The following is a 21,338-nucleotide window of genomic DNA, read 5'->3' on the forward strand; positions in this document are numbered from 1 at the left end:
GCCAGATCTGGTGAACCAGTTTGAATTGAAACCGGAGCCTTCCGGTTCATGACCGGGACGGATTTATGGAAACGCAGTTCTCTCTCCCCAAGAACAAGATCCGCATTCTTCTTCTGGAAGGCATTCACGAAAGCGCCGCTTCCCATTTCGCCGCAGAAGGCTATGCAGAGGTCACGCGGGTCAAGGGCGCGCTTGAAGGCGATGCGCTGAAAGAGGCTCTTCAGGGCGTGCATATGGTCGGCATCCGCAGCCGGACCCAGCTCACGCGCGAAATCCTTGAAGCAGCAGACCGCCTCATGGCCATCGGCTGCTTCTGCATCGGCACCAATCAGGTCGATCTGAATGCTGCCCGTATGCTCGGTATTCCCGTCTTCAACGCGCCCTTCAGCAACACCCGTTCCGTGGCCGAACTGGTCATGGGCGAGATCGTCATGCTGCTCCGTCGCATCCCGTCGCGCTCGGAAGCCTGCCATAAGGGCGGCTGGGATAAATCCGCCACCAACGCTTGGGAAGTCCGCGGCAAGACGCTCGGTATCGTCGGCTACGGCTCCATCGGATCGCAGCTTTCCGTCCTCGCCGAAGCTTTCGGCATGCGCGTTCTGTATTTCGACGTCATGCCCCGTCTGCCGCACGGCAATGCCATCGCCGTTCCGACCCTGCATGACCTGCTGGCCGAGTCCGACATCGTCAGCCTCCACGTCCCGCAGACGCCGGAGACCGATCTGCTGATCGGAGAGACGGAAATCCGGGCCATGAAGCCCAATTCCATCCTGCTCAACAACGCGCGCGGAAATGTCGTGGACCTCGACGCCCTCGCCGCGGCCCTCAAGGACGGCCATCTCATGGGCGCGGGTGTGGATGTGTTCCCCGTCGAGCCCAAGAAGGCCGGCGAAGAGTTCAAATCCCCCCTTCAGGGTCTGGAGAATGTCATTCTCACGCCGCATATCGGCGGTTCCACCATGGAAGCGCAGGAGCGCATCGGCGTTGAAGTGGCGCGTAAGCTGGTCGACTATTCCGACGTGGGCTCCACGATCGGGTCGGTCAACTTCCCCAGTGTCCAGCTTCCCGAACGCCCCCGTGGGACACGCTTCATGCATGTCCACGCCAATCGTCCCGGCATTATGCGACAGATCAACGATCTGTTCGCAGCCCAGAACTGCAACGTGACGGCGCAGTATCTCCAGACGGATGGTGAAGTGGGATATGTCGTCGTCGAAGCCGAGTCGGAAGGCCCGGACATGGACACGAAACTTCTCGACGGCCTCAAGGCGCTCGATGGCACACTCCGTGCTCGTCTGCTGTACCAGCGTTCCTGAAACCTTTTCCGTTAACCAACGGGAAATAATTTCGGGCTAGGATTTGTCTCATGACGAGTCCCAGCCCGCATTCACCTGCCCTCGCCCGCATCCAGAGCTTCGCCTTCTCGGGCATCGAAGCCGTCCCGGTTAAGGTCGAGGTTCAGGTGTCCAGCGGCCTTCCGGCGTTTCTCGTCGTAGGACTGGCGGACAAATCTGTCGGGGAAGCCCGCGAACGTGTCCGTGCTGCATTAACAGCCATGGGACTGGCGCTCCCGCCCAAACGCATTCTCGTCAATCTCGTCCCGGCCGATCTTCTCAAGGAAGGCGCGCATTTCGATCTGCCCATCGCACTTGGGTTGCTTTGCGCTATGGGCGTTCTGTCTTTTGAGGCTGTCTCGGCCTATGCCGCCGTTGGCGAACTCTCATTGGATGGGCGGATCAACCCCGTTGCTGGTGTTCTTTCGGCTGCCATCGGCGCCGTTGCGGACAAACTCGGCCTGATCTGCCCGATCGCGCAGGCTCTTGAAGCACGCTGGGGCAATGGGAGCACGGACGTTCTCGGTGCGCCGACGCTTGCCGCTCTCGTCTCCCATTTTCAGGGGCAACAGATTCTGTCTCCGGCACCGCTGCCAAGTGCACAGGTTCTTGAATACGGACCGGATCTTTCAGATGTCAAAGGCATGGCGCTCGGACGGCGCGCTCTGGAAATTGCCGCCGCAGGAGCACATTCCATGCTCATGAGCGGACCGCCCGGTGCCGGGAAATCCATGCTCGCCAGCCGTTTGCCCGGTATTCTTCCCAATCTGACACGTGAAGAAGCGCTTGAAACCAGCCGGATTCACAGTGTCTCCGGCATCCTACAGAATGGGAGACTGGTCGTCCGGCCGCCCTATCGCGCACCGCATCACAGCGCGAGCCTTCCCGCCATCGTCGGAGGCGGCGCGAAAGCCCGCCCCGGCGAGGTCAGTCTTGCCAATAACGGCGTCCTGTTTCTCGACGAGCTTCCGGAATTTTCACGCTCCTGTCTGGAGTCCCTGCGTCAGCCCATCGAAACTGGCAGCATTTCCATCGCCCGCGCGGCCCATCACACGACTTATCCCGCGCGTTTTCAATTCATCGCCGCCATGAACCCCTGTCGCTGCGGCTATCTGGGCGATCTCGAGCGAAGCTGCCGCAAGGCCCCGCGCTGTGGCGAGGATTACACGGCCAAGATTTCAGGCCCGATGCTCGACCGTATGGATCTCTGCGTCCAGATCGAGCCGCTCTCTCCGATCGACATCAGCCGAGCCTCGAAAGGCGAGAACAGCGCCACGGTTCGCGCCCGGGTTGAGGCCGCCCGCAAACGTCAGATTGCCCGTCAGGGCGTTCCGAACTCACAGGCGTCCCCGGACGACCTCGACATGGACGATGACGCCCGCTCTCTCGCCGAACAGGCTGCCGAAAAGCTGCGCCTGTCCAATCGCGGCATCACGCGCCTGATCCGCGTCTCTCGCACCATTGCCGATCTGGAAGGAACGCAGAGCATCCAGCGCCATCACGTCGCTGAAGCCCTGACGTTCCGCCGCCACTAAGGTTCAGAACTGAAGGCCATCCAGTCCACGCGCCAGATCGGTTTTCAGGTCCTCAACGTCTTCAAGCCCGATATGGAGGCGGAACGTTGCCGATGTCGGGCCGCCCTCACCCGTGACGCGCCGGATATGCCCGGTCGTCGGCAGGACGAGGCTTTCATAACCGCCCCACGATGCCCCGATCCCGAACAGGCTCAGCCCATCAATCATGCGCTCGGTCGCCTCAACGGAAATGCCCGGCTGAAGCTCCACCCCGAACAGTCCGCAGGCGCCCGTAAAGTCGCGTTTCCAGAACTCATGCCCCGGACAGTCTTCAAGCGCCGGATGCAAAACCCGCGCGACTTCTGGGCGCGTTTTGAGCCATTGAGCGATGTCCAGAGCCGAGCGCGCCTGATGCGCCAGCCGCACCCCCATCGTTCGCAGGCCGCGCAGCGTCAGCCAGCAGTCATCCGGCCCCGCGCACTGGCCGAGCTGGATCGCCGCATCGCGCAGCGTTTTCCAGTGTGCTTCGTCATTGACCGTGACCGATCCCATGATGACGTCCGAATGCCCGGCGGGATATTTCGTCAGGGCCTGAATCGACACGTCCACACCATGAACGAAGGGCTGAAACACACCGATCCCCCAGGTGTTGTCCAGCATGAGTAACGCCCCTGCCTCATGCGCCACTTCGGCCAACATCGGCACATCCTGCACCTCGAACGTATGGCTGCCCGGGCTTTCGGCAAACAGAACCTTCGTTTCAGGACGGATAAAGGCCTTGATTTCGGCGCGTGAGGCCATTGGCGGATAATAGGTTGTCACGACGCCCAGCCGTTGCAGCATTGTCCCTGCAAAACGTCGCGTGGGGCCATAAACCGAATCGGGTAGAAGCAGGTGATCGCCACAGCCGAGAAACGCCAGAAGCGGCATCGTACACGCCGCCAGACCTGAATTGACGACCTGCGTATGCGTCCCGCCTTCGATCAGGCTGAGCATTTTCTCAAGCTGGTGCTGGATCGGCGATCCCATCGCCCCATACACCGCCTTGTGCGCGTGGCTGCGTCCGTCTGTCCTGTTCATGGCTTCCAGCGTCGGGAACAGGACCGTTGAACCCCGGCTGACCGGCGCGTTTACGAACTCTCCCGTTTCGGGAAGATCATGCGAGCGTCCCTCCCGCACCAGCATGGATGCCATCCGGCCCCATCCCGCGCTCACCCGCTGCTCCAGATCACTCATGCTCATGCCTCTCCCGTCACAACCGGCGCGTCGGGATCGCTCCCCCATTCCGCCCAGGACCCATCATACAAAGCCGCGTCGTCATAACCTGCGATTGCCAGTGCCGCCACGATCGTTGCAGCCGTGAGGCCGGACCCACAGCTTGCAATAACGGAGTGTCCTTCGGCAGCTGCCAGAATCTCTTTAAGTTCAGACGGCGGCAGAAAACGGCCATTTCTGTCCACAAGGCGCGTCCAGTCCATGCTCTGCGCGCCCGGCATGTGACCACCCCGTACGCCCGGACGGGGCTCCGGCACCGTTGCGGCGAAGCGGCCCGCACTTCTTGCGTCCAGCACCAGTGCATCGGTCCGGTTCAGCGCGTGACGCACATCGCCCGTGCCAGCCAGAAGCTCGTAACGAGGACGGGAGCGAAAAATTGCCGGCTCGATTGCGGGTGGCGCACCGCTTTCAACCGGACCGCCCGCCTTCACCCATTCCTCAAGACCACCATCCAGAATCCGCGCATTCCGATCCCCAAAGAGCCGTGCAAGCCACCATCCACGACAGGCGCCCACGCTTCCGCGGCCGTCATAGAACACGATCGGCGTCTCCTCGTTCACGCCCAGTTCACCCATCAAGCGGGCAAAGCGTGCTGCACCCGGTACCGTATGAGGGAGCGGACTCTCCGGGTCGGCAAAGACGTCGATATCGAATCGTCGCGCATCCGGCAGGTGCTGCGCGACAAATGCGGAATCGGGATCGCCCTTCTGCCCTGGCAAAAGCACGCTGGCATCAAGGGGAATGAACCGGCCGACCTCGGAGATCAGGGTCGCGGAATCAACAAGTGGCGAGATCGTCATACCCACACCATAGGTCGAGGGATGCGTCCGGCGCCAGAGCGTGCCAATGTGTCGTTCAATGAACATGCAGCCCACACCGTCATGCAGTCCGTGTCCTTCGTCTCTTTCCAGAGAGGAGCGCATCCTCGCATGACGACCGAACGGATTATCCTTGGCCTGGTGCTGGCGGGAATCGCCTATGGATGCGGCATTATCCTGTGGCCGTTTCTCTCGGCCATTCTGTGGGCCGCAATTCTCGCCTTTACGACATGGCCGATCTATCGGCGTATGCGCCGCCATGTCCGCCCGGTTCTGGCAGCGCTCGCCATGATGGCCCTGAGCGCCTTGTTCATTCTGGTCCCGATGACAGTACTGACAAGCGCGGGCATCAACGACATTCCCGGCACGATCTCGGAAATCGACACCCTGATCCTGCATGTCACCAGCGCGAACCCGCCCCCCGAATGGATCAACCGCATCCCCATGGCAGGCCCGCATCTCGTGAATGCGTGGCATCATTTCAGCCATGATGTCGGTGCTTTTGCGACGGAAGTTCTGCGTCCTTATGCGGGGCAGATCGCGCATCTCACCCTGACAGTTCTGCTGCGGCTCGCAAGCGGCCTCGCCGAACTCGTCATGGCGCTGTTCGTCGCATTCTTCCTCTGGCTGAACGGCGATACGCTGGGCAATACCATTGCGGCCCTGATTGACCGTATCGCCGGTCCGCAGACCACACCAAGGCTCATCAACATCATTGGCCGCACCGTGCGCGGGACGGTCTATGGCATCCTCGGCACGGCGCTGATTCAGGGCGTGCTGACAGGAATTGGCCTGATGCTGGCAGGAGTGCCGTCTCCCGTTCTGCTGGCGGGCATCACCGCTTTCGTCGCGGTGTTCCCGATCGGCGCACCGCTGGTCTGGGTGCCAGCTGCCATCTGGCTGGGCATGACGCATCATGTCGGGCATGGGCTGTTTCTTGCGACTTATGGCGTTCTCATCATCTCCGGCGCCGATCACATCATCCGTCCCGCCTTCATCGCCCGCGGTGCCCAGCTTCCCTACTTGCTGACCGTCCTCGGCGTTCTGGGGGGCATCGTGACCTTTGGCGGCGTCGGTATCTTCCTCGGTCCCGTCCTGCTGGCGGTCGGCTATACCCTGACCAGCGAATTTGCCGCCGGTCCCCATCACCGCGGGCGTAACCCTCTCTATCTGTCGGAGCCTCCGAAATGACGGCATTTCCTCAATCCGGAGCCTCTTTCAAGATCCTGAGCTGGAACCTCTATCGCTGGGAAGGCGCCTCGCTTGAGGACGTTCTGACCGTCATCCGCGCGGAAAATCCGGACATCGTCGTGATGCAGGAAGCGCAGGAGGCCGTGGACGAACTCCCCGAAATCCTTGGCGGCTATTACGACCGGATTCCGCTTCCCGGCCGTCCACATGGCACGGCCTGCTGGAGCCGCCTGCCCTTCACCCGTCCGCCGTCATTCTGCCGCCTGCCGCGCGGTCTGCTGGTCAAACGTACGGCACAGCTTATTGATTTCGGCAGCTTTTCGCTCGCCAACGTCCATCTGTCTCACGGCCAACTGCTCAACCGGCGGCAGCTTCGCAGCATCAGCACCAATATGCGACACCGCGCTGTCATCATGGGCGATTTCAATCTGGTCGGCCCTGTCCTGCTTCCCGGATTTCTCGATGTCGGTCCGCAGGAAAAGACGCATCGGATGCTGAACCATCTTCCCCTACGGCTGGACCGATGCCTCGTGCGTGGGCTGGCGCGGATGGAAGCTCGCGCTCTGCCACGCTTCGGCTCGGATCATCGACCCATCTGCGTTACGCTCAGGCTGGGCGCCTGACACCTCTCAAAGATAGGGCAGCAGAAGCCTGACGGCGTTATTGCGCATCCGGATCAGGAACGTCTTGCTGTCCAGATCATGATGGGTCAGCCGGTTTCGGCGATGCGTTTCCATGAAAGTGGCCAGTTCTTTCGCCACGTCCCGGTCATAGATTTCCAGATTGATCTCGAAATTCAGTCGCAGGGAGCGCATGTCGATATTCGCACTTCCGACAAAGCTCCATTCATCATCCACGACCATCAGCTTGGAATGATTGAACGGTGGGTCCGCCATCCAGATGCGGCAGCCCGCATCCAGAAACTGCCGCAGATTGGCGTCCCGCGCGTGATCGATCAGGGCGTGATTGCTGCTTTTGGGCACGACAATATCAATCACCACGCCCCGAAGGGCCGCGAGAACAAGTTCTGTCGAGAAACGGTCATCCGTCAGGAAATAGGGCGTCATTACCCAGATATGGCTCCGCGCCAGTGAGAAAGCCTGCAACATCCCATATTCGATCTTTTCCAGATCCGTATCCGGGCCTGACGTGACGATCCGCATCGGCACATCACCCACCGGCTGCGGCTCAGGCAGATAACGCTCGCCTTGAAGTTCTTCGCCTGTGGTGAACGACCAGTCCCATGCGAACGCGACTGCAAGCTGATGCACGATCGGCCCTTGCAGACGGAAATGCGTATCCGCCACCGGCAGTTTCGTCCGCAGGCGGAGCATGTTCTCCTCGCCGATGTTCAGGCCGCCCATGAAGCCGATAGTGCCGTCCACTACGAGAATCTTGCGATGGTTGCGCAGGTTGATGAACGGCATGCGCCACGGCCAGACCGAGTGCATGAAGCGCGCGCAGGCCACACCCTCACGCCGAAGGCGACGTTCGATACCGCAGCGGAAATATCCGCTCCCGATCCCGTCCACCAGAACACGGACCTCCACGCCCCGCCGTTTGGCCGCCACCAGCGCCTCTGCGAAACGCTGGCCGACTTTGTCGTCACGGAAAATATAGGAGCACAGAATAATGGACGTCTTCGCCTGCCCAATCGCCTCCAGCATCACGGGATAGGCATTGTCCCCGTCATGCAGACAGGTGATGGAGTTGCCCCGCATCAGGGGTCGTTCCGTCAGACGCCCCAGCATTTTTGAAAGGGGCGCCAGAGTTCCGTCCACGGTCTGACGGTACTGCGCCAGCGGATCGCGCCCTTCCCACAGATGACGGTTGACCATTTTCTGCGCCCGGCGCCGGACGCGATTGATGCCGAACATCAGATACAGAACCGTACCCAGAAACGGCGCAATCCAGCAAACACCGATCCATCCCGTGCAGGACGCCGTGTTCCGCTTGTGAACGAGGGCATGAACAGTCACGAAAAGAGGAAGAACCCAGCGCAGGATCTGCACGAGAAAATGGAAAACGGTCCAGTGCAGCATAAATTTCCCTGTTATGGACGATCCGCGCGGATCATCTTTCGTCATCCTTTCGCAAAGATCGTGGATGCGCCATCCCCTCTCCTTGCGATAGGATCATCTTTCAGCCCGTCATCTGAAAAGGAGAGCGTTCCATGCAGCACCGCCCACAGCTCTTCTACACGACGGCTCCGGCTCCGTGCCCCTACCTGCCCGACCGGACAGAACGCAAGGTTCTGACCGAACTGGCTGGCCCCGATGCCGTTGCCTTACATAACCGTTTGTCACAGGCGGGGTTCCGCCGCAGCCATGCCATCGCCTATGCGCCCGTCTGTGTCGGCTGCCGCGCCTGCACGCCCATGCGCATTCCGGCTGCCACGTTCGTCCCGACCCGGACCCAGAAAAAAATCAGCATTCGCCATAGTGATCTTATCGTCAACATGGTGCCTCCGGTTCCCACGGACGAGCAGTTCCGCCTGTTTGAGATGTATCAGGCTGTCCGCCATCCCGACGGCGACATGGCCCATATGTGCTGGCGCGATTATGTGGAACTGATCGCCAACACGCCGGTCGAGACATTTCTGGCCGAGTTCCGTCGCCCCGATGGAACGCTTGTCTGTGTCAGCCTGATTGACCGTCTCTCGGATGGGCTGTCCGCCGTCTACACGTTCTATAATGTCAACGATCTGACGGCATCTTGGGGGACGTTTTCGATCCTGTGGCTGATCGAACAGACCGCCCGGATGGGGCTGGAGCACCTGTATCTGGGCTATTACGTCCCCGGCAGCCCAAAGATGGCGTATAAAGCCGCCTTCGGGCCTGCCGAAGTTTTTCGGGACGGGCATTGGAGCCTGCTGGCCGGGACACTCCCGGCCTAATTGCTTTTAGCCCTTACGCAGCATCCATTGCGGGGCCGCGCGGCCTACGGCTCCCCGGCGACCTTCAAGTGGTGTCAGATCGGCCGTTGCACGAACACGCTGTCCTTCCTGCCACAACAGCCCCTCGGACAGGGTCAGGGTCCGCATGTCGCGCAATGTGCTGTCGCCCAGTTTCTGGAACGCGACACCACCGCCACGGGTCATTTCCGGCACCTGTTCCAGCGGGAAAATCAGTGCCCGCTTGTTCTGCCCCAGCGTCAGGACATGCGTACCGCTCACCGGAATACAGGCAAAGACCTCATCCCCGTCCTTGACGTTGAAAACCTGCTTGCCCGTCCGCTTTTCCGCCACGAGCCCGGCTTCGGACACGATCATCCCACGCCCTGATGCAGAGGCGATCAGGCGACGTCCCTCGTCTGAAACCGGGAAAAGGGTCACAACCCGGTCTTCCTGCGGCACCTCCACCACAGTCCGGAACGGCTGGCCGAACCCGCGCCCGCGCGGCAGGTCAGCCGCCTTGATGGTATAGGCCTTGCCACTGCTGGAGATCAGGCACAGCCGGTCCGTGCTCTGACATTCCACCGACAGCCAGCCTTCATCGCCTTCCTTGAAGCGATGTCCCTGCGGATCAAGCCCGTGACCCTTCATGGCCCTGATCCATCCCTCGCGGGACAGCAGAACCGTCAGGGGCTCACGGTCGATTTCCAGTGCCGCCGAAATATCCACCGGCTCTGGCGCCGCCGCAATCAGCGTGCGCCGGTCCCCAAGCGGGCCGGAGCCGAACTTCTTGATGGTGCCATCCAGATCCTTACAGATCCGCGTCCAGCGCCGACGCTCCGAACCCAGCAGCGTTTCAAGCGCCTTCTGCTCGTCAGCAAGCTTGTCCCGCTCTCGCCGGATTTCCATTTCCTCAAGGCGTCGCAGAGAGCGCAGGCGCATGTTCAACACGGCTTCAGCCTGAATATCCGTCAGGCTGAACGTCTCCATCAGGCTAGCTTTGGGCTCGTCTTCCTCTCGGATGATGCGGATGACCTCATCCAAGTTCAGATAGACCGCAAGGAAACCCTCAAGAATTTCCAGTCGCCGCAGCACCGCTGCCAGACGATGATTCGACCGCCGCACCAGCACTTCGTGCACATGGTCCAGCCATGCCCGCAGAACCTCTTTCAGAGACAACACACCCGGAACGCGATCCCCGCCCAGAACATTCATGTTCAGACTGAAACGGTTCTCAAGCGCCGTATTGCGAAACAGCGTCTCCATCAGGACTTCAGGCTCGACGCCCTTGGTCTTGGGCTCCAGCACAAGGCGGATATCGGTCGTGCTCTCGTCCCGCACATCGCCCAGAAGCGGCAGTTTGCGCTGCTCCATCAGGTCCGCGATCTGCTCGATCAGGCGCGATTTCTGCACCTGATACGGAATCTCGGTGACGATAATCATCCAAGTGCCGAAACGACCTTGTTCGACTTCCCAGCGCGCACGGGTCCGGAAACTCCCGCGTCCTGTTTCGTAAGAACGAATGATGGAATCGCGTTCCTCCACCAGAATACCGCCCGTGGGGAAGTCCGGCCCCGGGATCAGATCCACCAGTTCGGCGATCGTCACATCCGGCTTTTCGATCAGAAGCTTCGCAGCCCGGCAGATTTCAGCGGCATTATGGGGCGGAATGCTCGTCGCCATGCCAACGGCAATGCCTGCCGCACCGTTGGCCAGCAGATTCGGGAACATTCCCGGAAGTACGATCGGTTCATGATCTTCGTTATCGTACGTCGCGCGGAAATCGACCGCATCATCCTGAATACCGTCCAAGAGCGCCTGCGCCACTTCCGTCAGGCGGCTTTCGGTATATCGCATGGCCGCCGCGCCATCGCCGTCGATGGAGCCGAAATTGCCCTGCCCCTCGACCAGCGGATATCGGACCGCGAAATCCTGCGCCAGACGCACCAGTGCCTCGTAAACGGACGCGTCGCCATGCGGATGGAATTTACCGATCACATCACCGACGACACGTGCACACTTTTTAAACCCTGATGTGGGATCAAGGCGCAACTGCTGCATCGCATAAAGGAGGCGGCGGTGGACCGGCTTCAGGCCATCACGCACGTCCGGAAGGGAACGCGACATGATTGTCGACATCGCATACGCAATATATCGCTCGCTCAGAGCCTCAGCGAGCTTGGTATCCTCGATATGACCAGCCAGATCCGTTCCCATAGCGCTCCCCTTTTTCGAGCAGGACTTAGACACTGGCGTGCCCTTCTGTCCAGCGCCCTCCTTGTCGGCACGGCCGCCTGTTCACCATACCGTCCGATCCAGAAAGCCGAGATGTCTCTCGCGCTGGCAGGCTTTACGGCACACCCGGCCGACACAACGGCACGTTGGGCCATGATGAACCTGCTGCCCCCCGACACATTGGCCTACCGCATGCAGAACGGGCAACCGATCCTGCTTTACGCTGATCCCATCGCATGTGGCTGCGTCTATATGGGCGACAAGAATGCCTACGCCGCCTACAGAGCCAGCCATCCGGTCGATCTTGCGCAGGAACAGCGCATGACCGCCGAGATCAATCAGCATCCCGGCTGGGACTGGTCCGTCTGGGCGAGTACGGCCGACGTGGACGTCGTCAGCGGCCTGCGTCCCGGCCCCAGTCACGTTTTCTACTGAACGGAGTCCACTGCATTGTCCGGGGGAGCGACCTGAAGCCGTTGGACATAATCAACCAGCCGCTCCCGCGCTGCCGGCAAAGGCTGGTGCCGCACACCAAACACCCAGCGCGACAGGAAATGTCCTGTCAGCGCAAGGCCGTTTTTCCAATCTTCAGGCGTCCCGTCATCTATTTCATTCATCATCAACGCGGGCAACGGCAACAGACGGTCCCGCCACTCTCCCGCGCCATTCTGACTCACGGCGTGGCCGGAACGAGGAGACACATACACCAGATCTTCCCGCGCGCCCGTCACAGCGCAGTCCGAAAGATCAAGCCCATAGCCCAGTCCGGCCAGAAGCTGGCTTTCCCAGCGCAGATAAGCCCCCATCGGGGCCGGATCCGGGGCCACACTGATCAGCGTCAGAAGTCGCACCAGCCGCATAAACAGTTCCGGATGCGCCTCACCCTGCGGCAGTGCTCCATCCACCAGAGCGCACGCACTGCTCATCATCTCAAGCTGGAGCGGCGCATCCAGAATACGCCCCGCTACGCACTGCACGGGCTCGGCTGTCAGTGTGCCAAGCTGGTCCGCCAGCCGCGCCCTCCAGCGCGCCATAACCAGATTGCCCGTCTGCCACAGGGATGCCTGCCGACGTGACGCCCCGCCCCGCACCATTCCGTGCGAAACGCCGTGTTCCTCGCTGAACAGATGGACCAGCGCACTGCCCTCGCCATAAGGCCGGACAGACAGAACCAGCGCTGCCGCTTCCCATTCCATCCCTGATCCCTCCGCACTGGCAAAAAACAAAAAAGCCCCCGCACGCAAGAGCGCACAAGGGCCTTTCTATAGAATTTCAGGTCCAATCTGAACCAGACAGACCTGGCTCAGATTGGAAACGGAAAAACCTTACTTGGTGCCAGCGGCAGCGGCGACTTCAGCAGCGAAGTCGCTCTCTTCCTTCTCGATGCCTTCACCGAGCTGGAAGCGCTCGAAACCAGCCAGCTTTGCGCCAGCCTTCTCGACAACCTTGGACACGCGGCTTTCGCCATCCAGAACCCACACCTGCTCCAGAAGAACGACTTCTTCATAGAACTTGCGGATACGACCTTCGACCATCTTCTCAATGATGGCTTCCGGCTTGCCGGACTCACGAGCCTGCTCGATCAGAACAGCACGCTCGCGCTCCAGGGACTCCGGATCGACGCTGGCAACATCCAGTGCAGCCGGACGGGTTGCTGCAACATGCATGCCAATCTGGCGACCCAGTGTCAGCAGCGCGTCGGACTCGGACGGAGCCTCAAGAGCCGCGAGAACGCCGATCTTGCCGATACCCGGACGCAGGGCGCTGTGGACGTAGCTGGCAACAACGCCAGAGTCGACCGACAGGACCTTGGCGCGACGAATGGCCATGTTCTCGCCAATCGTTGCGATCAAATGCGTCAGTTCGTCAGCAACCGTACGACCGGACGGAACCTTGGAAGCCTTGATGGTGTCGAGATTGTCACCGACTTCGAGCGCAACATGAGCAACCTGCTCGACGAATGCCTGGAAGGCTTCGTTACGACCCACAAAGTCCGTCTCGGCGTTGACTTCGACCATAGCGGCGCGGTTCTTGCCGGACACAACGCCGACCAGACCTTCAGCCGTCGTACGGCCGGACTTCTTCGCAGCCTGGGACAGACCCTTCGTGCGCAGCCAGTCGATGGCGGCGTCCATGTCGCCTGCAGCTTCCGTCAGGGCCTTTTTGCAATCCATCATGCCTGCGCCAGTGGCTTCGCGCAGTTCGCGAACCAGGGCTGCTGTGATTTCTGCCATTTATCTCATCCCTCAAAAAAGATCATGCGGCCGGACGAACTCGCCCGGCCGCATGCCATGTTTCAGTTGCCGTTTTCCATGACCGGACCCCGGCAGTCTGTTCAGCCTGCGGAAGCGGGAGCTTCTGCGCCTTCAGCAGCGGCAGCTTCCAGAACAGCCGTCTCAGCCGGCAGTTCTTCGGCAGCACCGATGTCCTGACCCGAAGCAGCCAGCTCAGCGGAAATACCGTCGAGAACCGCACCGGAAACCAGATCGCAATACAGGGTGATGGCGCGGATGGCGTCATCGTTGCCCGGGATCGGATAGGTCACGCCAGCAGGGTTGGAGTTGCTGTCCAGAACGCCGATGACCGGAATGCCAAGCTTCGTGGCTTCTTCGATCGCCAGCTTTTCCTTATTCGTGTCGATCACGAACAGCAGGTCGGGCAGGCCACCCATTTCCTTGATGCCGCCGAGGGAACGCTCGAGCTTCTCGCGGTCACGCGTGATGTCGAGAACTTCCTTCTTCGTCAGGCCAGCCGTGCCGCCAGCCAGCATTTCGTCGATCTGGCGCAGACGCTTGATGGAGCCCGTGATGGTCTTCCAGTTGGTCAGCATGCCGCCGAGCCAGCGGTGGTTGACGTAGTACTGGCCGCAACGCTGTGCAGCTTCAGCAACATGGTCAGCCGCAGCACGCTTGGTGCCAACGAACAGAACGCGGCCACCGTTGGCAACGGTGTCACGGACAACCTTCAGGGCGCGGTCCAGCATCGGAACCGTCTGCTGCAGGTCGATGATGTGAACCTGGTTGCGCACACCGAACAGGTACGGCGCCATGGCCGGGTTCCAGCGACGGGTGTGGTGACCGAAATGAACGCCGGCTTCGAGCAGCTGGCGCATGGTGAAATCAGGCATTGCCATGATTCAGAATTCCTTGCGTCTGGTTGAACCTCCGCATGGCAACGTCCCCTTAAAGGACACCAGAAAACCCGAGAGCCATGCGTGCGGATTGCTCCCGTCAGGACAGATCCCGACAAAGAACGGTCGCGATATGGCGGAAAATCCCTACGGACGCAAGCTCTGTCCGCAGGATTTCACACAATATCCACACACAGGATCAGACCTGCTGCGCCTTTTCCACGCCTCGGATCGTCCGCAGCCGCTCCGCCAGACGGGGGGTCACGCGATACAGTCCCGGAATGGAGATTTCCACGTCCTGCGTTTCCTCGACGGACGGCAGGAGCTTCACCCGACCAAATCCGCCCTGAACTTCTTCCAGAAGCGCCGTAAGTTCGGACAAAGCACTTTCCTGCTTCAGCCAGACCCGAATTTCCGACCGCTCTGCCGCCGCCGCGGCCTCAAGATCAATAACGCTCTGGGCCGTAATCCGCAGGGCATCTCCATCAATCTTGAGTTCGGCGTTCACCAGAATGGCCTGTCCGGCCACCAGCAGATCCCGGCAGGAAATCAGCGTTTCTGAGAAGAGCGTGACCTCGCATCCTCCGCCGCTATCAGACAGATTGACCCAGGCCATCTTCTTGCCAGTCCGGGTCGGCCGTTCTTTACGATCGACGACGCAACCTGCAATCTTGACGCGCGTAGTGCCTGTTTTTGCAGCATTTTCCAGAGCGTTCGATGGTGTGACCCCAAGCCTGCGCAACACGCTGCGATAAGCATCGAGCGGATGGGCACTCATGTGAAAGCCGATAGCCGATGCTTCAAGCGAAAGACGCTCGAAATCCGGCCAAGCACGCCCTTCGTTCAGGCGCAAGATTTCACGTTCCTGCCCAGCGCCGCCAAACAGACCGGTCTGACCTACTCTTTCTTCCTGAGCACGCGCCTGAGCCCGCCGCAGGAGAATGTCAGCACTGGCAAAAACAATGTGCCTCTCTTTAAGAAGACTGTCGAAAGCTCCTGCTTTTGCAAGACTTTCGATCTGGATCTTGTTCAGGCTCTTCGGATCACAGCGCTCTGAAAAATCCGTCAGATCCTGAAACGGACGGTCCCCGCGCGAATCAACAACGCTTTCCATCGCCACGGCTCCCACACGCTTGATCGCGGAAAGCGCATAGCGAATACCCTGCTGCCCATCCTCCATCATCTCGATGGAAAAATCTGCCATAGATTTATTGATATCAACGGGCAACACGGGAATCTTCATCCGGCGCGCCTCCTGACACAATGCTGCCAACTTGTCCGTTTTTTCCCGCGCCAGAGACATGCAGCCAGCAAGAAACGCCACAGGATGGTTCGCTTTCATCCAGGCCGTCTGATAGGACACCAGCGCGTAGGCTGCGGCATGTGACTTGTTAAAGCCGTAATCGGCAAAACGAGCCATAAGATCAAAGACTTCGACTGCTTTATCCTGTGGAATTCCGCGCGCCGTTGCACCTTCGGTAAAGATCGCGCGCTGCTTTTCCATTTCAGAGGCAATCTTTTTGCCCATCGCGCGCCGCAGCAGATCAGCGCCACCCAGACTGTAGCCAGCCATCTTCTGCGCGATCTGCATGACCTGTTCCTGATAGACCATGATGCCATAGGTCTCTTCAAGAATGTCGCGGATTTCCTCGTGCGGAGGCTCCCAGTGCTCGCCGTGTTTGCGTCGGCAGTAATCTGGAATATTGGCCATTGGTCCTGGACGATACAGCGACACGCCCGCAATCAGATCTTCGAGCCTGCTGGCCGCCATCTGCTTAAGCATATCCCGCATGCCGGCGCCTTCAAACTGGAACACACCGGCGGTATCGCCTTTGGCCAGCATTTCGAAGGTTTTGGCATCATCCAGCGGAATCCGTGAGAGATCGACTGTAATACCCTGTTCTTTAAGGAAATCCAGACCACGCTTGAGGATCGTAAGCGTGGTCAGGCCGAGGAAGTCGAACTTCACCAGACCGGCCTGCTCGACATACTTCATATTGTACTGCGTCACGAGCATGTCGCTCTTCGGGTCGCGATACAGGGGGACAAGTTCCACCAGTTCCCGATCACCAATCACCACACCCGCAGCATGGGTGGAGGCGTGACGGTACAGCCCTTCGAGCTGCAACGCGATTTCCATCAGGCGTTTGAGCGACTCATCACTGTCGCGCATTTCCTGAAGCCGTGGTTCTCCGTCAATCGCGTCCGAAAGCGATACAGGCTTGGCGGGGTTGTTCGGGATCAGTTCGGCAACCCGGTTGACCATGCCATAAGGCAGTCCCAACACACGGCCCACGTCCCGCACCGCTGCCTTGGCTTGGAGTTTTCCGAAGGTGATGATCTGCGCCACCCGGCTTCCGCCGTATTCCTCGCGCACATAACGGATCACCTCATCGCGACGATCCTGACAGAAATCGATATCGAAATCCGGCATGGACACACGCTCGGGGTTTAGAAACCTTTCGAACAGCAATCCAAACGGAATGGGATCAATATCCGTAATCGTCAGCGCATAGGCAACAAGTGACCCTGCGCCTGACCCACGTCCCGGGCCGACCGGAATGTCGTGCGCTTTCGCCCACTGAATAAAGTCGGCAACGATCAGGAAGTAGCCGGGAAAGCCCATCCCCGCGATAATATCGAGTTCAATCTGCAGACGTTCGGAGTAAAGCTTACGTTTTTCGTCATTCGCACTGACTGCTTCCAGACGCTTTTCCAGCCCTTCCCAAGCCATGGCTCGCAGAGTTTCTTCTTCCGTCGAGCCTTCCCGGACCTTCGGGCAGATTGGTAGAAGTGGCTTGCGCGTACAGGCCGCCACGGCGCATTTTTGTGCAATAATCAGCGTGTTATCGCAGGCCTCTGGCAGATCATGAAAAACAGCCCGCATTTCCGCCGGGGTTTTGAACCACGCCTGCGGAGAAACATGCCAGCGATCGTCCTCTGCAATGGTCCGTCCCTGCGCGATGCACAAAAGCGCATCATGGGCCTCGTGCATTTCAGGCTTGGGGAAGAAGCACTCATTGGTCGCCACCAGAGGAATGTTCATCTCGTCCGCCATCGGGATCAGAACACTCTCGACCTCCTGCTCCCCAGGCTCTCCAAGCCGGTTCAGCTCGACTGCGATATTTCCCCGGAAAGCCTCTTCCAGCCGTGTCAAAAGCGATTTTGCCTCAGACTTTTGCTCTTCCAGGATAAGCCTGTTGATCGGGCCGCGATTGCCGCCAGTCAGCAGAAACAGTCCTGCCGCGTGCTGGCAAAGAAATTCGACCGCAATGGAGGGATCGGCAGGATCTCCGTTCAGGAATCCTTCGGAAGACAGGATCTGAAGATTTGCGAGACCTTCTTCATTCCGCGCCAGAATAACGAGAGGTTCTGAAACAGCCCCTGGCTTGGTCGAACGGGGTGGAAGCGAAATCTGGCAGCCCACGATCGGCTGCACACCGCTGCTTCGACAGTAGAGCGAGAACTCAAGCGCTCCGAAGAGATTGCCGCTATCCGTAAGGGCCACGGCGGGCATGGCATTTTTAGCGGCCAGACTCACGAGGTCCGGAATCCGGATTGCGCCCTGGCTCAGGGAGTAGGCAGAGTGATTTCTGAGATGAACAAAATCGGCATGAGACATGCCGCAAGTCTATCAGGGACGGGCATCGGATGCAGGGGTTTTTGAACCCTGTCGCTCCGATTCAGCGCCCTACAGCGAAACCAGTTTCCCATCCCGCAGTGTCACGGTCCGGTCCATCCGTGAGGCCAGTTCGTCGTTATGCGTGGCGATCAGCGCCGCTGCGCCCTCTTCCCGCACAACGCGCAGAAGCTCTCCGAACACATGATCCGCCGTGCCGATATCCAGATTGCCCGTCGGTTCGTCTGCCAGAAGCAGTTTGGGCTGATTGGCCAGCGCACGCGCAATTGCGGTCCGCTGCTGCTCCCCCCCGGACAGACGACCGGGCAGAGATTCAAGGCGATGAGAGAGTCCAAAACGGCCGAGCAGATCCTTGGCGCGTGCGCGAGCTTGTTTCGGAGAAACGCCAGCAATGAGCTGCGGCAGCATGACGTTTTCGCAGGCCGTGAACTCACCCAGAAGATGATGAAACTGATACACAAACCCGATCTGATCCCGCCGGATCGCCGTGCGTAGTGTATCGCTCAATCCGCTTGCTGGGCGATCGGCCACGAAAACCGTCCCTTCGGACGGTGCTTCCAGAAGACCTGCAAGATGCAGAAGAGTGGATTTTCCGGTGCCGCTCGGTGCAACAAGAGCCACGATTTCGCCAGCCCGAAGCTCGAATTCGGCACCGCTCAGGATTTCAAGCGTCTCTTCGCCCGACCGGAAACGGCGTTTCAGTCCCTCAAGACGCAGGGCACTCGCCCCGACTGAACGGTCATTCATGACGCAGGGCCTCAATCGGATCGGTTCTGGCCGCGCGCCAGGATGGATAAAGCGTCGCCAGAAGCGAGAGCGCCAGAGACATTCCGATCACTTCCCACACCTGAGACCACACCAGTTTCGCTGGCAGACGCTCCAGAAAATAGACTTCCGGGTTGAACAGATTGGTTCCCGTCAGAGACTGAAGCCATTGACGGATCCGCTCAATGTTCAGCGCAAAAGCAATCCCCAGCGCGGATCCGGCTACGGTTCCGACAATTCCGACAGATGCGCCGCACATAAGGAAAATCCGCATGATCGCGCCCCGGCTCGCACCAAGCGTCCGCAGCACCGCGATATCCCGAGTCTTGTCTTTGACCATCATGATCAGCGACGAAATCACATTGAACGCCGCGACAAGAATGATGAGCGTCAGGATCAGGAACATGACGTTCTGCTCGACCGTCACCGCATCCAGAAAACCGTTGGCGCTCTGCGTCCAGTCCAGCACCCGCAGACGCGGATCTTCCAAACGCTCGGCAATCGCCTTGCGCGTTGGCTGGACGTTGGACGGGTCATCCGTCGAAACCTGAATGAGGGAAACCGCCGAAGACCCCAGCATCAGGAATTTCTGTGCGGCAGGAAGCGGCATCAGGACGATGCTGGAATTATAATCGTTCCAGTTGGCGTCGAAAATGGCAGCCACATGATAGGTTTTGACCCGTGGCATGGTGCCGAACGGCGTCGCCTGCCCGTCTGGCGACAAAAGCGTGATCGGAGAACCGATCGACAGCCCGGCCCGGTCGGCCATCGTCGTTCCGATCGCAACCGCGTCATCGCCCGTGAAATTGTTCAGACTTCCCGCAATGATACCGCTGCTCAGCGCCGTCCAGTCCCGAAGCGACTGCTGGGACACGCCCTGCATTTCTGCTCCGGACGAGAAACGCCCTGCCTCCACCAGCACGGTTCCCTGCGCCATGGGGATGACGGATTTTACACCCGGAACCTGCCGGATGGCGGCCACGTCGTTCTCATAAACTTCGATAGGGCGCCCGTAGCCATACACGGTCAGATCACCGTGCAGACCGAGGATGCGTCCCATCAAATCGGCCTTGAAACCGTTCATCACCGACATGACGATGATGAGAGTCGCCACTCCAAGCGCAATCCCGATCAGGGAGAAAATGGCGATGATCGAAGCGAAACGTTCGCCACGGCGGGCCCGGAGATACCGTCCCGCCACCATGCGCTCGAAGCGGCCGAACATCAGGCGGCTCCGATTTTGGCCAGAGCATCCTCGACCGACAGCTCAAACCGCTCGCCTGTAGCACGCTGCTTGAGCTCGACCTTGCCTTCCTTGGCGCCGCGCGGTCCGACGATGATCTGCCAAGGATGTCCCATCAGATCCGCATCGTTGAACTTCACGCCGGCACGCTCAGAGCGGTCGTCATAGAGGAAGTTCTCGGGATCGGTACCATAAATGCTGTCACAGATCGCATCGCAGGCCTCATCACCCTGACGCAGGTTCAGGATTGCAGCACGATATGGCGCGACCGATGCGGGCCAGATAATGCCGGCCTCGTCATGCGATGCCTCAATGATCGCACCGACCAGACGCGACACGCCAATGCCGTACGACCCCATCTGCGGATGGAACGACGCTCCATCAGAGCCGATCACTTCAATACCCATCGATTCCGTGTACTTCGTACCGAAATAGAAGATATGACCGACCTCGATCCCGCGGCCTTCGCGCTTACGCTCCTCCGGGATTTTGGCCCATTCGGCTTCGTCGTGCTTTTCGTCCGTTGCCGCATAATGATCGGTCACGGTTGAGAAGAATGTGGCGAGACTTTCGTGATCGTCACAATCGACCGGACGACCCAGCCAGTCCTGCTCTTCGAGTGCGGCATCGAAGAAGACGCCGCTTTCACCCGTCGGAGCAAGAACGAGGAATTCGTGGCTGAGATCACCACCGATCGGTCCCGTATCGGCGACCATCGGAACGGCCCGAACACCCAGACGCTGGAAGATACGCAGATAAGACAGCATCATCCGGCGATAGCTGGCGACGGCATCCTCGTATGTCGCATCGAAGGAATAGGCGTCCTTCATAAGGAACTCACGCCCGCGCATCACACCGAAACGAGGACGCACCTCGTCACGGAATTTCCACTGAATGTGATAGAGCGCCTTGGGCAGATCCTTGTAGGACTTCACGGATGCTCCGAAGATATCCGTGATCATTTCCTCATTCGTCGGCCCGTACAGCAGATCACGACCATGACGATCCTGAATCCGGAGCATTTCCGGGCCATAAGCGTCATAACGCCCCGAACGGCGCCACAGATCGGCGGACTGAAGCGTCGGCATCAGGACTTCCTGTGCGCCAATCGCGTCCTGCTCTTCACGGACGATCTGCTCGATATTGCGCAGAACCCGCAGACCTGCCGGCAGCCAGGCATAGATGCCCGAAGAGGTCTGGCGCACAAGGCCAGCCCGCAGCATCAGGCGATGAGACGCGATCTGCGCCTCGGCCGGAACTTCCTTCAGCGTCGGCTGAAAGGCTTTCGTCAAACGCATAT

At 59.8% G+C, this 21,338-nt stretch carries 17 protein-coding genes; 6 read left to right on the plus strand and 11 right to left on the minus strand.

The annotated features are described in order from the left end of the window. Window positions 1-65: 65 nt before the first annotated feature. The gene (gene serA / locus JK208_RS04430) at window positions 66-1,316 is read left to right on the plus strand and encodes a phosphoglycerate dehydrogenase (RefSeq protein WP_211574489.1); all 1,251 of its coding nucleotides are present in this window, start codon (window positions 66-68) and stop codon (window positions 1,314-1,316) included. A 50-nt stretch (window positions 1,317-1,366) separates the two neighbouring features. Beyond that, on the plus strand, window positions 1,367-2,869 hold the full coding sequence (locus tag JK208_RS04435; RefSeq protein WP_211574490.1) for a YifB family Mg chelatase-like AAA ATPase: 1,503 nt from the start codon (window positions 1,367-1,369) through the stop codon (window positions 2,867-2,869). Between the two features lie 3 nt (window positions 2,870-2,872). Here JK208_RS04435 and metC read toward each other — a convergent pair whose 3' ends face one another. Then, complete coding sequence (gene metC / locus JK208_RS04440; RefSeq protein WP_211574491.1) at window positions 2,873-4,084, minus strand: cystathionine beta-lyase; 1,212 nt, start codon at window positions 4,082-4,084, stop codon at window positions 2,873-2,875. Window positions 4,085-4,086: 2 nt separating this feature from the next. After that, complete coding sequence (locus JK208_RS04445) at window positions 4,087-5,046, minus strand: sulfurtransferase (protein WP_249201938.1); 960 nt, start codon at window positions 5,044-5,046, stop codon at window positions 4,087-4,089. Between the two features lie 6 nt (window positions 5,047-5,052). Here JK208_RS04445 and JK208_RS04450 point away from each other — a divergent pair, with 6 nt between their 5' ends. Together JK208_RS04450 and JK208_RS04455 are read left to right on the plus strand one after the other, a co-directional pair. Continuing rightward, window positions 5,053-6,132, plus strand: coding sequence for an AI-2E family transporter (locus tag JK208_RS04450; RefSeq protein WP_099286437.1), 1,080 nt, complete (start codon window positions 5,053-5,055; stop codon window positions 6,130-6,132). Then, a complete protein-coding gene (locus JK208_RS04455; protein WP_062029707.1) occupies window positions 6,129-6,755 on the plus strand; it encodes an endonuclease/exonuclease/phosphatase family protein in 627 nt (208 codons plus the stop codon). Before JK208_RS04450 ends, JK208_RS04455 begins: the two co-directional genes overlap by 4 nt. A 6-nt stretch (window positions 6,756-6,761) precedes the next feature. Here JK208_RS04455 and cls read toward each other — a convergent pair whose 3' ends face one another. Beyond that, window positions 6,762-8,174 (minus strand): cardiolipin synthase, encoded by a 1,413-nt coding sequence (cls, locus tag JK208_RS04460; protein ID WP_211574492.1) that lies wholly within the window; start codon window positions 8,172-8,174, stop codon window positions 6,762-6,764. A gap of 131 nt (window positions 8,175-8,305) precedes the next feature. Here cls and JK208_RS04465 point away from each other — a divergent pair, with 131 nt between their 5' ends. Beyond that, window positions 8,306-9,028: an arginyltransferase gene (locus JK208_RS04465; protein WP_211574493.1), complete on the plus strand. Its 723-nt coding sequence runs from the start codon at window positions 8,306-8,308 to the stop codon at window positions 9,026-9,028. 6 nt (window positions 9,029-9,034) lie between these two features. On the opposite strand, the gene parC is transcribed toward JK208_RS04465, so the two are convergent. Further along, a complete protein-coding gene (gene parC, locus JK208_RS04470) occupies window positions 9,035-11,242 on the minus strand; it encodes a DNA topoisomerase IV subunit A (RefSeq protein ID WP_211574494.1) in 2,208 nt (735 codons plus the stop codon). Here parC and JK208_RS04475 point away from each other — a divergent pair. Next, a complete protein-coding gene (locus JK208_RS04475) occupies window positions 11,219-11,695 on the plus strand; it encodes a hypothetical protein (protein ID WP_206033819.1) in 477 nt (158 codons plus the stop codon). The two genes, parC and JK208_RS04475, sit on opposite strands and share 24 nt — an antisense overlap. On the opposite strand, the gene recO is transcribed toward JK208_RS04475, so the two are convergent. The 7 genes from recO to proS form a co-directional block, all read right to left on the minus strand. After that, window positions 11,689-12,456 carry a DNA repair protein RecO gene (gene recO, locus JK208_RS04480; protein WP_211574495.1) on the minus strand — a complete coding sequence of 256 codons (768 nt, stop codon included), beginning with the start codon at window positions 12,454-12,456 and terminating at the stop codon, window positions 11,689-11,691. The two genes, JK208_RS04475 and recO, sit on opposite strands and share 7 nt — an antisense overlap. A gap of 129 nt (window positions 12,457-12,585) precedes the next feature. After that, a complete protein-coding gene (tsf, locus tag JK208_RS04485) occupies window positions 12,586-13,494 on the minus strand; it encodes a translation elongation factor Ts (protein ID WP_211574496.1) in 909 nt (302 codons plus the stop codon). 101 nt (window positions 13,495-13,595) lie between these two features. Continuing rightward, window positions 13,596-14,393 (minus strand): 30S ribosomal protein S2, encoded by a 798-nt coding sequence (rpsB, locus tag JK208_RS04490; protein WP_099286443.1) that lies wholly within the window; start codon window positions 14,391-14,393, stop codon window positions 13,596-13,598. A gap of 196 nt (window positions 14,394-14,589) precedes the next feature. Continuing rightward, entirely contained in the window at window positions 14,590-18,012 is a 3,423-nt protein-coding gene (gene dnaE, locus JK208_RS04495; RefSeq protein WP_211574497.1) for a DNA polymerase III subunit alpha, read from the minus strand. Window positions 18,013-18,081: 69 nt separating this feature from the next. Further along, on the minus strand, window positions 18,082-18,777 hold the full coding sequence (locus tag JK208_RS04500) for an ABC transporter ATP-binding protein (protein ID WP_211574498.1): 696 nt from the start codon (window positions 18,775-18,777) through the stop codon (window positions 18,082-18,084). Continuing rightward, window positions 18,770-20,020, minus strand: coding sequence for a lipoprotein-releasing ABC transporter permease subunit (locus JK208_RS04505; RefSeq protein WP_211574499.1), 1,251 nt, complete (start codon window positions 20,018-20,020; stop codon window positions 18,770-18,772). The genes JK208_RS04500 and JK208_RS04505 overlap by 8 nt, the downstream gene beginning before the upstream one ends. Beyond that, window positions 20,020-21,336 carry a proline--tRNA ligase gene (proS, locus tag JK208_RS04510; RefSeq protein WP_211574500.1) on the minus strand — a complete coding sequence of 439 codons (1,317 nt, stop codon included), beginning with the start codon at window positions 21,334-21,336 and terminating at the stop codon, window positions 20,020-20,022. The genes JK208_RS04505 and proS overlap by 1 nt, the downstream gene beginning before the upstream one ends. Between the last annotated feature and the right edge of the window lie 2 nt (window positions 21,337-21,338).

Source organism: Gluconobacter sp. Dm-74 (assembly GCF_018256135.1).
Lineage (GTDB): Bacteria > Pseudomonadota > Alphaproteobacteria > Acetobacterales > Acetobacteraceae > Gluconobacter > Gluconobacter cadivus.

Coding starts and splice junctions, on each gene's coding strand:
- serA (WP_211574489.1), top strand. CDS start 66: ATGGAAACGCAGTTCTCTCTCCCCAAGAACAAGATCCGCATTCTTCTT.
- JK208_RS04435 (WP_211574490.1), top strand. CDS start 1,367: ATGACGAGTCCCAGCCCGCATTCACCTGCCCTCGCCCGCATCCAGAGC.
- metC (WP_211574491.1), bottom strand. CDS start 4,084: ATGAGTGATCTGGAGCAGCGGGTGAGCGCGGGATGGGGCCGGATGGCA.
- JK208_RS04445 (WP_249201938.1), bottom strand. CDS start 5,046: ATGCGCTCCTCTCTGGAAAGAGACGAAGGACACGGACTGCATGACGGT.
- JK208_RS04450 (WP_099286437.1), top strand. CDS start 5,053: ATGACGACCGAACGGATTATCCTTGGCCTGGTGCTGGCGGGAATCGCC.
- JK208_RS04455 (WP_062029707.1), top strand. CDS start 6,129: ATGACGGCATTTCCTCAATCCGGAGCCTCTTTCAAGATCCTGAGCTGG.
- cls (WP_211574492.1), bottom strand. CDS start 8,174: ATGCTGCACTGGACCGTTTTCCATTTTCTCGTGCAGATCCTGCGCTGG.
- JK208_RS04465 (WP_211574493.1), top strand. CDS start 8,306: ATGCAGCACCGCCCACAGCTCTTCTACACGACGGCTCCGGCTCCGTGC.
- JK208_RS04475 (WP_206033819.1), top strand. CDS start 11,219: ATGACCAGCCAGATCCGTTCCCATAGCGCTCCCCTTTTTCGAGCAGGA.
- parC (WP_211574494.1), bottom strand. CDS start 11,242: ATGGGAACGGATCTGGCTGGTCATATCGAGGATACCAAGCTCGCTGAG.
- recO (WP_211574495.1), bottom strand. CDS start 12,456: ATGGAATGGGAAGCGGCAGCGCTGGTTCTGTCTGTCCGGCCTTATGGC.
- tsf (WP_211574496.1), bottom strand. CDS start 13,494: ATGGCAGAAATCACAGCAGCCCTGGTTCGCGAACTGCGCGAAGCCACT.
- rpsB (WP_099286443.1), bottom strand. CDS start 14,393: ATGGCAATGCCTGATTTCACCATGCGCCAGCTGCTCGAAGCCGGCGTT.
- dnaE (WP_211574497.1), bottom strand. CDS start 18,012: ATGTCTCATGCCGATTTTGTTCATCTCAGAAATCACTCTGCCTACTCC.
- JK208_RS04500 (WP_211574498.1), bottom strand. CDS start 18,777: ATGAATGACCGTTCAGTCGGGGCGAGTGCCCTGCGTCTTGAGGGACTG.
- JK208_RS04505 (WP_211574499.1), bottom strand. CDS start 20,020: ATGTTCGGCCGCTTCGAGCGCATGGTGGCGGGACGGTATCTCCGGGCC.
- proS (WP_211574500.1), bottom strand. CDS start 21,336: ATGCGTTTGACGAAAGCCTTTCAGCCGACGCTGAAGGAAGTTCCGGCC.